Source organism: Mesorhizobium sp. U510, assembly GCF_059180695.1.
The window spans coordinates 6,128,448-6,140,593 of record NZ_CP180532.1 but is presented as its reverse complement, the minus strand read 5'-3'; the positions used below and the strand labels follow the sequence as shown (position 1 = coordinate 6,140,593).

At 58.1% G+C, this 12,146-nt stretch carries 20 protein-coding genes; 12 read left to right on the top strand and 8 right to left on the bottom strand.

The window, feature by feature from the left end:
* The first annotated feature begins 20 nt into the window (after positions 1-20).
* Positions 21-434, top strand: a complete 414-nt coding sequence (locus ACLGL5_RS31765) for a DUF6538 domain-containing protein (RefSeq protein ID WP_494372829.1) — start codon at positions 21-23, stop codon at positions 432-434.
* Here the strand turns inward: ACLGL5_RS31765 and ACLGL5_RS31760 are convergent.
* From ACLGL5_RS31760 to groES, 5 genes are read right to left on the bottom strand one after another with little or no spacing between them, the layout of a single operon-like run.
* On the bottom strand, positions 429-677 hold the full coding sequence (locus tag ACLGL5_RS31760; RefSeq protein ID WP_081295965.1) for a DUF982 domain-containing protein: 249 nt from the start codon (positions 675-677) through the stop codon (positions 429-431). The genes ACLGL5_RS31765 and ACLGL5_RS31760 overlap by 6 nt on opposite strands.
* Before the next feature lie 25 nt (positions 678-702).
* Positions 703-1,074 (bottom strand): DUF982 domain-containing protein, encoded by a 372-nt coding sequence (locus ACLGL5_RS31755; RefSeq protein WP_494372828.1) that lies wholly within the window; start codon positions 1,072-1,074, stop codon positions 703-705.
* Between the two features lie 33 nt (positions 1,075-1,107).
* The gene (locus tag ACLGL5_RS31750; RefSeq protein ID WP_019859969.1) at positions 1,108-1,338 is read right to left on the bottom strand and encodes a hypothetical protein; all 231 of its coding nucleotides are present in this window, start codon (positions 1,336-1,338) and stop codon (positions 1,108-1,110) included.
* A gap of 58 nt (positions 1,339-1,396) precedes the next feature.
* A complete protein-coding gene (gene groL / locus ACLGL5_RS31745) occupies positions 1,397-3,025 on the bottom strand; it encodes a chaperonin GroEL (RefSeq protein ID WP_064982207.1) in 1,629 nt (542 codons plus the stop codon).
* Between the two features lie 55 nt (positions 3,026-3,080).
* Entirely contained in the window at positions 3,081-3,395 is a 315-nt protein-coding gene (gene groES, locus ACLGL5_RS31740) for a co-chaperone GroES (RefSeq protein ID WP_027047173.1), read from the bottom strand.
* A 340-nt stretch (positions 3,396-3,735) separates the two neighbouring features.
* Between groES and ACLGL5_RS31735 the strand changes: the two genes are divergently transcribed.
* The 4 genes from ACLGL5_RS31735 to ACLGL5_RS31720 all read left to right on the top strand — a co-directional run bounded on the left by ACLGL5_RS31735 (position 3,736) and on the right by ACLGL5_RS31720 (position 5,751).
* Positions 3,736-4,080, top strand: coding sequence for a hypothetical protein (locus ACLGL5_RS31735; RefSeq protein ID WP_020628966.1), 345 nt, complete (start codon positions 3,736-3,738; stop codon positions 4,078-4,080).
* 23 nt (positions 4,081-4,103) lie between these two features.
* On the top strand, positions 4,104-4,373 hold the full coding sequence (locus ACLGL5_RS31730) for an usg protein (RefSeq protein ID WP_019859963.1): 270 nt from the start codon (positions 4,104-4,106) through the stop codon (positions 4,371-4,373).
* A gap of 223 nt (positions 4,374-4,596) precedes the next feature.
* Positions 4,597-4,905: a DUF982 domain-containing protein gene (locus tag ACLGL5_RS31725; protein ID WP_019859961.1), complete on the top strand. Its 309-nt coding sequence runs from the start codon at positions 4,597-4,599 to the stop codon at positions 4,903-4,905.
* A gap of 624 nt (positions 4,906-5,529) precedes the next feature.
* Complete coding sequence (locus ACLGL5_RS31720) at positions 5,530-5,751, top strand: hypothetical protein (protein WP_064982205.1); 222 nt, start codon at positions 5,530-5,532, stop codon at positions 5,749-5,751.
* A 243-nt stretch (positions 5,752-5,994) separates the two neighbouring features.
* Here the strand turns inward: ACLGL5_RS31720 and ACLGL5_RS31715 are convergent, their stop codons facing one another.
* Positions 5,995-6,246 carry a hypothetical protein gene (locus ACLGL5_RS31715; protein ID WP_120145507.1) on the bottom strand — a complete coding sequence of 84 codons (252 nt, stop codon included), beginning with the start codon at positions 6,244-6,246 and terminating at the stop codon, positions 5,995-5,997.
* Between the two features lie 238 nt (positions 6,247-6,484).
* Here ACLGL5_RS31715 and ACLGL5_RS31710 point away from each other — a divergent pair, with 238 nt between their 5' ends.
* The 3 genes from ACLGL5_RS31710 (at position 6,485) to ACLGL5_RS31700 (ending at position 7,968) form a co-directional block, all read left to right on the top strand.
* Positions 6,485-6,952 carry an Hsp20 family protein gene (locus ACLGL5_RS31710; RefSeq protein ID WP_069092839.1) on the top strand — a complete coding sequence of 156 codons (468 nt, stop codon included), beginning with the start codon at positions 6,485-6,487 and terminating at the stop codon, positions 6,950-6,952.
* Between the two features lie 79 nt (positions 6,953-7,031).
* On the top strand, positions 7,032-7,529 hold the full coding sequence (locus tag ACLGL5_RS31705) for an Hsp20/alpha crystallin family protein (RefSeq protein ID WP_069092838.1): 498 nt from the start codon (positions 7,032-7,034) through the stop codon (positions 7,527-7,529).
* A 139-nt stretch (positions 7,530-7,668) separates the two neighbouring features.
* Complete coding sequence (locus tag ACLGL5_RS31700; protein WP_064982199.1) at positions 7,669-7,968, top strand: DUF982 domain-containing protein; 300 nt, start codon at positions 7,669-7,671, stop codon at positions 7,966-7,968.
* 468 nt (positions 7,969-8,436) lie between these two features.
* Here ACLGL5_RS31700 and ACLGL5_RS31695 read toward each other — a convergent pair whose 3' ends face one another.
* On the bottom strand, positions 8,437-8,658 hold the full coding sequence (locus ACLGL5_RS31695; protein ID WP_019859955.1) for a hypothetical protein: 222 nt from the start codon (positions 8,656-8,658) through the stop codon (positions 8,437-8,439).
* Between the two features lie 644 nt (positions 8,659-9,302).
* Here ACLGL5_RS31695 and ACLGL5_RS31690 point away from each other — a divergent pair.
* Positions 9,303-9,713 (top strand): hypothetical protein, encoded by a 411-nt coding sequence (locus ACLGL5_RS31690; RefSeq protein WP_069092291.1) that lies wholly within the window; start codon positions 9,303-9,305, stop codon positions 9,711-9,713.
* A gap of 210 nt (positions 9,714-9,923) precedes the next feature.
* On the opposite strand, the gene ACLGL5_RS31685 is transcribed toward ACLGL5_RS31690, so the two are convergent.
* The gene (locus ACLGL5_RS31685; protein WP_019859952.1) at positions 9,924-10,088 is read right to left on the bottom strand and encodes a hypothetical protein; all 165 of its coding nucleotides are present in this window, start codon (positions 10,086-10,088) and stop codon (positions 9,924-9,926) included.
* 528 nt (positions 10,089-10,616) lie between these two features.
* On the opposite strand from ACLGL5_RS31685, the gene ACLGL5_RS31680 reads away from it, so the two are divergent.
* The 3 genes from ACLGL5_RS31680 to ACLGL5_RS31670 all read left to right on the top strand — a co-directional run bounded on the left by ACLGL5_RS31680 (position 10,617) and on the right by ACLGL5_RS31670 (position 11,984).
* On the top strand, positions 10,617-11,393 hold the full coding sequence (locus tag ACLGL5_RS31680) for a class I SAM-dependent DNA methyltransferase (RefSeq protein ID WP_069092837.1): 777 nt from the start codon (positions 10,617-10,619) through the stop codon (positions 11,391-11,393).
* Positions 11,394-11,462: 69 nt separating this feature from the next.
* A complete protein-coding gene (locus tag ACLGL5_RS31675; RefSeq protein WP_064982195.1) occupies positions 11,463-11,684 on the top strand; it encodes a DUF768 domain-containing protein in 222 nt (73 codons plus the stop codon).
* A 75-nt stretch (positions 11,685-11,759) separates the two neighbouring features.
* Positions 11,760-11,984 carry a hypothetical protein gene (locus ACLGL5_RS31670; RefSeq protein ID WP_069092836.1) on the top strand — a complete coding sequence of 75 codons (225 nt, stop codon included), beginning with the start codon at positions 11,760-11,762 and terminating at the stop codon, positions 11,982-11,984.
* Positions 11,985-12,146: the final 162 nt, after the last annotated feature.

Sequence of the window (12,146 nt, the reverse complement as noted above, 5' to 3'; positions counted from 1 at the left end):
TTTGGCCCACGAAAAAGACAATGAAATCAACAACTTTAAGACGTCCTCCGGGCCCACCATTGTCCTCTAGACCCTGTGTAAATCCTACAAACTGCTGTTTCCAAAGCGCTTTCCGCCCTGTATGGTTCCAACATCGGCTCCAACATTTTGGTGGTTTGCGTGGCAAAGTCGCTGGTCTTGTACGAAAGAAAAGCGCCTATTTTTACGTGCGCAGGATACCCGAAGAGGTCCGCTCGCTGCTTGGCGGCAAGCAACAGGTAACCCGGAGCCTCAACACCACGGACTTTCGTGTCGCTTCCGATAGGGCGAGGAGGAAGGCAGCGGAAACGGACAAGGTTTTCGCTGATGCGCGTCTGGGCAAAGCGCCAAGCGCGGCGGCAAGCCGTCGCGTCACGCGCGAACAGCTTTTCGATGCTGCCCGGCTGCACCTATGAGGCCTGGACCAAACCTGCACGACGGGCCGCTTTCAAAAATGCCCTTCTTGCTTGTTGCGGAGCCCGCCATCCGTCCAAGGAGTCGCGGCAAGTGCGGCAGGCAGCTCGATAGCTTGGTCCTCTCGCCCATTCTGGCCATTGGTCATGAAGGCACTCAAGTGCTTCCCAACTGCTGGCAACCACCCGCTCCCTTGAGGGTCTCACGCGCAGTCTCACTGGTTCGGAAAATCGAATATCCCTCATAGCTTTCTCCGTTCCCACGGACAGATTACATCGACTTGTTGTAGGGGCCTGTCGAAGCGGCTCCGAAAGCGCCGACTGCCTTGGCCGCGACGATGTCGCCTGCGTCCGGTACAAGCAGATCCATGCGGCGGGCGAAGGCAATAAAAGTGCTGCGAGCGGTTTCGGCATCCACCTCGCCCGCGAGGGCTGCCCGACAGGCATTGAGCGCCACGCCATGAGCAGGGTTTCGCTTCGATGGCGGCCATTCATCCAGCAGGACAAAGGCGTCTTTTACGCTTTGAATGTTGGTCGGAAACCCAAGACCCACGAGCACCCTCACGGGATGCTGAAATTGATTGTGTTCCATGCTTTCCTCCGTTTCACGTGATTGGCTCAGTCGATCGGAAGCCGTTCCCACGGCGCGTGCGCGATAGATTGCGTGCGTCGCGCCTTAGCCTGCCGAACTCCCGTTTCCAGGAGGGCCTTTGCTGTCGGTAAGATTCCGCGCAGCCAGAAACATCACAGTGTATGCCGCTTTGCGCCGGTCCCAACCCGCGGCCTCTGCTCTGTCGAGCAACTCGACCAGTATCGGGTCGAGCGCAACCTTCAGGTCTGCTTCGTAGTTCAGATCGGTGGCCGCACGCGACGGCGGGGGGATTACGTTCAAGTTCATCACGTTCATGGCTCTACCCATTTGTCAGGGTGTCCGCGCCCACCGGGCGCGGACACAGCCGTTACCATCAGAAGTCCATGCCACCAGCCGGCATTGCCGGAACGGCGGGTTCCTTCTTCGGCTTCTCGGCAACCATCGCTTCCGTGGTTACCAGCAGGCCGGCAACCGATGCCGCATCCTGGAGTGCGGTCCGCACCACCTTCACCGGATCGATGACGCCCTCGTTGTAGAGGTCGCCGAAGGCGTTGGTCTGCGCGTTCCAGCCCCAGCCGAACTCCGGTTTCTCACGCAGCTTGCCGACGATGATCGAGCCTTCCGCGCCGGCGTTCTCGGCGATCTGGCGCACGGGCGCCTCGATCGCGCGGCGCACGATCTCGATACCGTGTTTCTGGTCCTCATTCTCGGCCTGCACGCCGTCCAGTGCCTTGGCGGCGCGCAGAAGCGCCACGCCGCCACCTGGCAACACACCTTCCTCGACCGCAGCGCGCGTCGCATGCATGGCATCGTCGACGCGATCCTTGCGTTCCTTGACCTCGACCTCGGTCGAGCCGCCGACGCGGATGACGGCGACGCCGCCGGCGAGCTTTGCCAGCCGCTCCTGCAGCTTTTCCTTGTCGTAGTCGGAGGTGGTCTCCTCGATCTGCGCCTTGATCTGACTGACGCGGCCCTGGATCTCGTCCTTCGAACCGGCGCCGTCGACGATGGTGGTGTTCTCCTTCTCGATCGACACCTTCTTGGCGCGGCCCAGCATGTTGAGCGTGACATTCTCAAGCTTGATGCCGAGATCTTCCGAGATCGCGGTGCCGCCGGTTAGGATGGCAATGTCCTCCAGCATCGCCTTGCGGCGGTCGCCGAAGCCGGGCGCCTTGACGGCGGCGACTTTGAGGCCACCGCGCAGCTTGTTGACGACCAGCGTCGCCAACGCCTCGCCCTCGACATCCTCGGCGATGATCAGCAGCGGTTTGGACGACTGCACAACAGCCTCCAGCACCGGAAGCAGCGCCTGCAGATTGGACAGCTTCTTCTCGTGGATCAGCACATAGGGCTCTTCCAGCTCCACGCGCATCTTGTCCTGGTTGGTGATGAAGTAGGGGCTGAGGTAGCCACGGTCGAACTGCATGCCTTCGACGACTTCCAGCTCAGTTTCCGCGGTTTTCGCTTCCTCGACGGTGATGACGCCCTCATTGCCGACCTTCTGCATCGCTTCCGCAAGGAAGCGGCCGATCTCGGCATCGCCATTGGCCGAGATGGTGCCAACCTGGGCGATCTCATCATTTCTGGTCACCTTGCGGGCGTTGGTCTTCAACTCCTGGACAATCGCCTCGACGGCCTTGTCGATGCCTCGCTTCAGGTCCATCGGGTTCATCCCCGAGGCAACGGCCTTGGCGCCTTCCTTGACGATCGCCTGCGCGAGAACGGTCGCGGTCGTGGTGCCGTCCCCGGCGATGTCGTTGGTCTTCGAAGCGACTTCGCGGACCATCTGCGCGCCCATGTTCTCGAACTTGTCCTCAAGCTCGATTTCCTTGGCGACGGTGACGCCGTCCTTGGTGATGCGCGGGGCGCCGAACGACTTGTCGATGACGACGTTGCGGCCCTTGGGGCCGAGCGTCACCTTCACCGCGTCGGCGAGGATGTTGACGCCGCGCAGCATGCGCTCACGGGCGTCGGAATGAAATTTCACTTCCTTGGCAGCCATTGGATCACTCCTTCAATAGGCAGCTTCATTGACTGGATTGCGGTTGAAGCCTCGGTCAGGCGGCCTTCTTGACCGCCGCGATCTGCTCGATCACGCCCATCACGTCGCTTTCCTTCATGATCAGCAGGTCCTCGCCGTTGAGCTTGATCTCGGTGCCGGACCATTTGCCGAACAAGATGCGGTCGCCGGCCTTGACATCGAGCGGCGTGAGCTTGCCGCTCTCGTCGCGCGCACCCGGGCCGACGGCGATGACTTCGCCCTCCTGCGGCTTCTCCTTGGCAGTGTCGGGGATGATGATACCGCCGGCCGTCTTCTCTTCGGCCTCGATGCGGCGAACCAGGATACGATCGTGCAATGGACGGAACGTCATGTCGTTCTCCTTCAGGACAAACAGATTTTTGAGGTTCCTCCACACCGGACCGGCAATATCGGACCGGTGCAGGGCGTCGCGACCCCTTTCTCAGGCATCGCGCGCATATCGAGCTAGTTTTGGAATTTTCGAGTTTCAAGGGCTCGCCAGAAAAATTTTGGCGCTCTGCATTCGAGAGTGCTAGGGACATGAATTCATGAAGCTATTTTCGCTGGGACGCGCGATTTCAGGTCTTGAAATTCGACCCGAACTCATCGAAATTTTTTGCGGTTGGAGTCCCGAAAGGGATCACTGCAACACCAACGGTGCCAAGGAGATTGTCAGGAAACGGAGACCATCGATGGAACGAACCTTGTCGAAAATGCCCTTGATCGCCCCTGAGGCCTCTGATCCTTCGCTTGACCGCCTGCTGTTTCCGGCGCGGCACTTTAATCACCCCGATGAGGTGGTGGACGACCGCACGCTCGACACTCAGGAAAAGCGCGCCATTCTTGCCTCATGGGCTTCGGATGCTTGCGCTGTCGAATCAATGCCCGCGCTGCGAAAGCCACCCGGTGCTCCTTGCCCGGTGACGTTCGACGCCGTCATGGATGCACTTCGCCGACTGGACGATAGTCGCGCCGAGCTTGCCAGTGACTTCAAGGAACGGCGGGACCGAGAACGCCCGCAAAACCTTGACGCCTGAATGCAACAAGGAAGGAGAGACGCATGGTCAGCAGGGAATTCCGGCTGCAGATGGAGGGCTACGGTCTCACAACCGCGGAGATCCACTACCATCTCCCCGATCATCCAAGCCTTTTGCAGCTCTACGTTTGGCAGGAATACGATCTCGCACCGGAATTCCCCACTCTGAAAGGGTTTCTGAATTACTGGGAGCGCGAACTCGAAGGCGCGCTCCATTCCGTGCGCGTTGCCCATCACCGCTTGATCCGGCCTTCCGAATGGCAGGCGGTAGACGGCATTTTTACCATTCAATAGCCGGCGTCCAATCGTGGCGACCAGCGCCACCCGTCCGGCTGCCGACACCCCTTGAACCCAAAAGAGGTCTTTCCAATCTCTTTCTATGTCGAGCGCAGCTTGGCGGATGTCGGGCAGAATTCCGTCTTGTTTGCTATGGCGTCCAAGCTCGTCGATTTGCCGGATCCTTGCCACGCAGAGGCGAGGCAGGATCGGTTGCCACACTGTTTGAAGGGAGGTCACCATGGAAGATGGAATGTTCAAACAGGCGATCTTCGTACGAGATGATAGCTTCGCTCTCCGAAGGATCGCTTGTGTCATGGATGCGATAGAGTTTCTTGAGGAATGGCCGCTCGAAAGGCGCGGCCTGCTTCACGCAGCGGCGAGTGACACTTGCTACTCCGCATATGATGGTCGAAAGTCCGTCGATGCGGCACACAAGACATTTACGACTTGGGCACGCAGGGTCGGTGTCATTGAGGATGTTCCCGCGGCGCCGCCTTGGATGACAGGGCCCAAGATTGGCGGTGCAGGCCGTCGCGCTGACGGTTGATCTCGCGTGCGGCGGCGGTCGTGCCGCGCACCCGATCGATAACGTCAGCGGTGCCACGGGGTGAGGAATCGACCAGGATCCTGGACGATTGTGGGCATGTCCGATCGATAGGGAAGCTGGACATCGAAAGCTGAGCGAACTCGCCAAACTCGTCGGCAGTTTGCCCTTCGCCTCATGAACACGAGCGGAGACTACGCCATTGCCGTTTATTCGCTTGATCATCATTGTCCTCACGATGGCATGTTTCGCGCTCTTGTTTGCGAAACTGGTCCGGCAGACTGACAGAGAAGGCAAATTTCAGATCGTTGCCCGATACCTCGCGCTGCGGCGAACCTGTTGACTGTGTGCCAAAGCTGCCCCCGACCAAGGATTAGGAGCTGGTCTTGCGATCGTGCTTGCTGCTGAAGTGCCAGCCGGATCGAGGCAGGCCACTGCTACAGCACGGCAGGGCGACGGATGAAACGCTCCCGTTGAAGCGCATGATGGTTCCGGTCGTTGCCCCAAGGCGTGTCCTCCCTGAGGCCTGCGCGATGCGTCGGGTCTTGATGTCAAAATGGCGCCAAAATCGTTGGCGATCAAAATGCAATGTGCCCTTTTTGGGCTGGCATTGAATGGAGGTTAGCAATGATCCGCAAAGTCGCAATCGCCAGTGCTCTTGTCGCCATTTTCAGCATCCCTGCATTTGCAGCCACGGAGTACTGGGTGGCTAAGGATGCGGCGACCAAGAAGTGTGAGGTGGTGACCAAAAAACCGGACGGCACAAAACTGACCGATGCCGGCAATAAGACGTATACAAGCAAGGCCGATGCCGAAAAGGCATTGAAGGAACTGGCTGCTTGCAAATGAACTGATGGCTAGTGAGGGCCGCTCTGGCCTGCTCCTGGGCGGCCTACACTGTCGGCCAATAGTCGTCTTCGCAGTCTTTCAGGAATAAGGGCTGGTAAGACACTTGCAGCGACGGCCTCGCGAACTGTCATGCCAACGACACACCGTTGTCGGGCGAGGCCGTCCAAATCTGCGAGCATCCTCAAGACCTTAAACGGCGCGCTTGGAATCGTTGGAATAGCGCGGCGATCCATGCATCTCTGATCAACTACCGACGCCCGGATGCGCCCGGGCCGGATCTGCCACGTCGCCTTCGTCATCGGGCTCGATCAGGTCGATTAGCGCTGCCACCCGTGTTCCCGGCAGCGGTCGTCCCTGGCTCATCAACGCCTCGTCACCGAAGGCCCAGGCCCATGCCTCTCTCAACTCCTCAAGCGAGGCACCGGACGCGATGATTTCCGCAATCGTCGCGTTGTCCACGGGTCCGAGAACCGAGACAACGTCTTGGCGTGTCATGGGCATTCTTTTTCCTCCGTTCGAAATACCAGCGAAGCAGATGGGTATTCGATGGAGCGCTTGCCACCAGCCATTTCGAAGGCGGTCGCGAAACTGCCTTGGCGGTCCCTCTTGACGCAGCGGAAGTCAATTCCCAACTCATTCCTCGTCGGTCGCCGCACAAGGGGCCGATGTGTCAGGGAGCGCCATGCTTCTTGGCGTTCCCTCGTACCTATGTTGCTCCAAGGAGGATGTAGTTATGAGAACGAACCTGGACTTTTCCCCCTTCTATCGGTCGAGCATCGGCTTTGACCGCATCTTCAACCTGCTCGAAAACGCCAGCCCGCCACAGAACGCGGACAACTGGCCGCCCTATGATATCGCCAAGCTCGGCGAAGACACCTACCGCATTGTCCTCGCGGTCGCCGGTTTCGGGGAAGATGAGCTTACGATCACGCAGGAGCCAAATATGCTCGTGATCGAGGGCGCCAAGACAGAGGACGACGAGGTTCAGTACCTCCATCATGGCTTGGCGTTGAGGTCGTTCGCGCGCCGCTTCGAACTAGCCGATCATGTGACCATTGTCGGGGCAAAGCTCGGAAACGGTCTGCTGATCATCGACCTCAAGAAAGAAATTCCCGAGGAGATGAAGCAGCGCCGCATCGCGATCAATGTCGAGACCGACAAGAAGGCGGCGTCCAAGCGCATTGAAAGCGCGGCGGCCTGATCTTTGGCGGTCGGCCCGCACCCCGTCCTGTCGTGGGTGGGGCCTGGGTGCGACCCAACACGGAAAGGAGAAGGATCAAATGAGCGTACGTAACTTGATTCCCTGGAGCCGTGGCGGCAGCCAGGCACCGAGCATTTATCGCGGTGACGACATGGATCCGTTCCTGTCGTTGCACCGCAATGTCAACCGGCTATTCGACGAGGTGTTCCGCGGTTTTGACACGCCTTCGGCGCTGGGCCGCATGGCCACTTGGCCAAGCGTGGAGTTCTCGGAAACCGATCAGGAAATCCGGGTGACGGCCGAAATCCCTGGCCTCGATGAAAACGACGTCGAGGTCATGCTGGATGATGGTGTTCTGACACTTCGCGGCGAGAAGAAGGCGGAGACCGAGGACAAGGACCGCCAGTTCAGCGAACGCTATTATGGGCGTTTTGAGCGGCGCTTTAGTCTCGGCCGTGAGGTTGAAGACGACAAGGTGGCGGCGACGTTCAAGAACGGTGTGCTCACCGTGACATTGCCCAAGTCCAAAAAGGCGCAGGCAAACACCAAGCGCATCGCAATCAACGGCAACAAATGACGGTCGCGAAGCAAGGCCGGGGCTCGATGAGCCCCGGTCCTCGCAGATGGCGAGGAACGTCAAATGACGTCCAACAGCCTCAAATGAAAGAGCCGTCATGGGATGCTGAATCAACCTTGCAACCCCAGGGAGTTAACAAATGACCAGTCTGGCTTTCCTTGCCCCCGTGCAGGTTAAGACCGCTGACGTGATACACGACATCGGATCGGTGCGGGAGGCGCTCGTATACTTGAATCAATGGCCGACGGCCCGTCGGGGGCCGGTATACAACTGCGCGGTGAGGAGCTGCAACGCCGCAATCGCCGAGCAGATGACAACCGAAGAGGCGCGACAGGCATTTGTCAGCTTTGCCAGGATAGCCGGGGTGCTGGCCAGATCCGATTTTTCGCCACTGGCCGGGGCTGATCAAAAGCTGTCCGTTTCTGGGCGCAGTCTCTGACCTTCTGTTCAGGACTTTTCTAGGGCGCGTATAGGCCAGTGAAATTAGACTGGACGGGGTCGATAACGGAATCACACGGAACGATACGGGAAGATTTCTGATTTTGGCCCACGAAAAAGCCAATAAAATCAATGATCTTAATATGTCCTCCGAGCCCACCAATTCTATAACCGTCCCGGTCTAACCGGGGCGGTTTTTGTGTTTCAAAGGACCACCGCCTGGGTGTAATTTAGTCTGGGGAACCTGGATTCGAGCAGGACTAAGAAGTCAGAGTGTCTTGATATTTCTTTGATTTTAAACGCTAATCAGCCAATCCGTTGCGTATCTGTTGCATAAAATGCGTCGTATAGGCTGCACTAGGCGGCAATCAATCGACTTTCGATGGCTTTCATGGCAGCGCCATCGGCGGACTTCCGGCAACCATCAGGGCTTATAGTGTTTGAAGGAGACGCCCTACCGGTGTTCGTCCTATTGCTTAGTCACCTTGCCATCCTCGCCGGGCTCTAAACTCGGCCCAGAACGGGGAACCCGCGTTTCTTCGGCGATCACCACAAGCGCCTCCAATGTGACTGCGATTCCAGACATCAGCGCGGAAATATCCGTGTTCCCACCGGGCAACGCTAGTTCGCTAGCCCTGCTTTGCATGCTCGCACTCAAGTCCTTGAGTTTCAGCCGCAGGTCGTCGTCCATGTTTACTCTCCGGTTTAGGCCCTCAGAGGAACGCGCTTATGAGCAACCAGTTCCGTTGATTTGTGGCGTTGTGAGCTGTTCAAACCCGCGTATTTCCAGCGGTGGCACTTGAGCTGAAACAGGTCAACCAAGTGAGCCCGAGGATGCCCCTGACCCCTGCGCGGAACAAATTTCGCCCATACAAGTTAGGAGGTGGTAGTTACGGGGGATTCCGCGATGCTTCTTGCCTTGGACGACGCGAGATCGACGGCTGTATTGGCCGGCAAAGGAGCAGATGCGGAAATCTTCGGCGTGATCGATCTCACCAGTAAAAAGGAAACACGGATCGGCGGCATCAGCTTGGGGTGCGCTATCCAATTCGTCGCCAACGCGTCCGTGCTTGGCTACGATGTTCGCAGTGCAATGGTCCTGTACGGGGAACCTGGAACGCCTAGCTTGAGGGTATGGGACTGCGAACATCTATGGACGCAATATGGTGGCGCTCTGCTCCAGCCATCCGAGCCAGGGAAGGGGCTTGGACAGGCCTAGGCGCGGTTGCGCAACAGCACGCACCGCCGGATTGGCGTTGTTTTTGATTGCATTGCTATTTTAGCAGCCCCTTAATATCGCGCGTTGATTTTCAGCGCTTTTTGGGGAGAAGTGTCATGCCTAAGGTTTCGAATCTCTTTTTTAAAACGGCTGTTGTGTGGCTTATCCTGGGGATCGGCGCCGGCTTGCAGATGGCAATCTCCGGCGACCACGGTTCCTTCCCGGCCCATGCTCACATCAATCTGCTCGGATGGGTCACCAGCGCTATATTCGGTGGGTACTACGCGCTCAACCCGGCTAAGGCGGAGCGGAAAATCGCAATGATCCACTACGGTCTCTATAACGTCGGACTGGTGATCATGCTGCCTGCGCTGTATCTGATGCTGCATGGAGGGTATTCAGCGCTTGAGCCGGTCGTCGCTGCCGGCTCGCTGATGGTGGCTACTGCTGTGCTGATATTTGCCTTTGTGGTTTTCTCCAGCACGAACGTGCGATCGGTGTCGGGGCTATCTCCAGCCACCCGCTGAGGTCGCCAGAAGCGGCTTGAGCGACGATGCTACCCTTTGGCAACCAACCCTTCGCTGCCCGTTGACCTATGATGGGTTGATCCGTAGCCAGCTGTTGGCCCGCCCTCGGTTCCCATTGCGGGCGGGCTCTTTCTTTGCCCTGTGATCGGCGGTACCCGGCTTGTTACTTTTTTCGAGAAACCTCGAGAATTGTCGCAACGGTTCCGGGGTCTAGAGGCTCGTGCCCTCTTCATGCCAGAAGACTTGGCGTAAGTCGCGCTGATCGACCTTCTGGCCGCAGTTCGGGCAGTTGTAGAAATGGCCCTCTTCGCGGATGAGGACGCCACCGTGCAACTGGCCGGGAATGAGTGGCACAAGGTCTGATAGCTTCGTCATGGCCGATCGAACCTCGTGTCGCAATAAAGGTTCCGGAACCATTTTAGCATATGCTAATTGAATCGCGGCTTTTACGAGTCAGTGCATACATCTGAAGTTCATACCGCCGTTGATGCCGACCCTCGACGAATACGAGCTGGTCGGCGTTGAGCGTGAGGCCGGCAAGCCGGCATTTGCCCTGGCTCGGCTTTCATCAACTCCAGCCGCGCCATCCGGGAGCGGCTGTGGAAACGTGTCCAGGAGCACGCAGGGCCGCCGCCAAAGGGCATGACGCGGCCAGCGACGCAGTGGGTTAAGCCCGGGTTGATCGGCCGTGTGAAGCATCTGCGGGGGGAAGACGACCTCCGCCACGCCTCGCTGCAGGACTTTCGGGAGGAATGAGCACGCGAGGTAGCAATGATCCACCATCCATAGTCGGAATTCTGCTCCCTTTCCTTACATCTTTGTAAGGTCTGCGTCATGTGAACGGATGACGATCGATCAGGACGAGTGAAATCTATTAGCAAGCCCAAAACGGAGGTTGTTGTGATGGGCGGTTCTCATGGTGATGTATTGACCGAGCGGTCACTCGAGGGGAGCGCTTATACCGATTACCGATCGAGCCATCAGAAGCCAGGCTACGGCACCGATTACGCCGAAACCTTCCGTTCCGGCTACTATGCTGCCTTGTGGTCGCGGATCGAACGCCCCCTGGCGGAAGGCATTCTCAGCCCTCTTGGCGGGCCGGTTCGCTGCTGCCTCGACTTCGCGTGCGGCACGGGCCGCGTCGCAGCTGTTGCAGGTCCATTGTTCGGTGAGGTCGTTGGCGTTGACGTCTCTCAATCCATGCTTGCTTGCGCGCGGGTCCCGGGCAACGTCAAGCTGGTGAAAGCCGATCTGACGGTTGCCCCCCTTTCGAAAAGATTCGACGTGGTTACAGCTTTTCGCTTCTTCTTGAACGCTGAAGACACTCTTAAGCGGGACGCACTGTCGGCCATTCATGAGCATTTGAACGACGGTGGGTTGCTGGTTTCGAACATCCACATGAACGCAACCTCGCCGATGGGGCTGGTCTACCGCTTTCTCAACCGATTTCAGGGGCGCGTGGTTCGCAGTACGTTGAGCATCCACGCATATCGCCAAATGCTCGTTTCCAACGGGTTTGTCGTCGAACGGGTCATCGGTTATGGGTTTTTGCCGCGACCCGGGTGGCTGTTGCCGACGCTTTGCGAAATGTTGGTCGGGCCTGTTGAGACGATATGCAGGAGAGCTGGCGTCCCAGCACGCTTTGCTCAGAATTTCTTAGTGGTCGCCAGAAAACGATAGTGAAGCGCGCCAGGAAGATCATCGAAATCGACTAACGGAACCGAAGACCGCTCGCGAGCTTAATTCTCGATGAGCTCGCGCGGAATCAACTTCCTAGATCAATGGCTGGCCAACAACGTCCCTGAGACGACCAAGGCCGACGTCATCTCGGTCGACGAACTGACCAATAAGCTGATCGCCGACGCTAAGGCGCTCGGCATCAAGCGGGCAGAGATCGACGAAGAGGTCGACAGCCTCTACCGCACTATCCTCGACGCGATTGTGCATTACGACCCCGGCCTAACCGACTAGCCCTTGTCAGAGAGCTCGATCAGAGGAATATAATCCTCCCGTTGCGGCGACCCTTCATTCAAACGGAGATCGCCAATGGCCAGAACCAAACCTTCCAAGCAGTTATCGCAAGCTGAAATCGAAATCTTCCTGGTAGCAGCGGAAGCGCTGCACAAGAGCATCGTGAAGCCGCTCATCTCACCTACATGCGATCACTACCGCGCAACGCGAACCCTGCATGAGGTGCTGTTGAAGACGGTGCGAGAAGTGACTGGGAAAGAAGTCGAGTTCGTCCGCTGGTTTGGGGGCGGCTCGGCCTAAGCGTTTTAGCGCCGCCCACTTGAATCAGAATACATCAGTTTTGGCTAAAATACGGAACGTCCAACGAATGTTACCGGAACCAAAGTGGTAACGTCAGACCTTCGCTGGGCAAGGAGCAAGACCTTAGTCTTGCCCATAGATCACCGCTCTTCTGGGGATAGA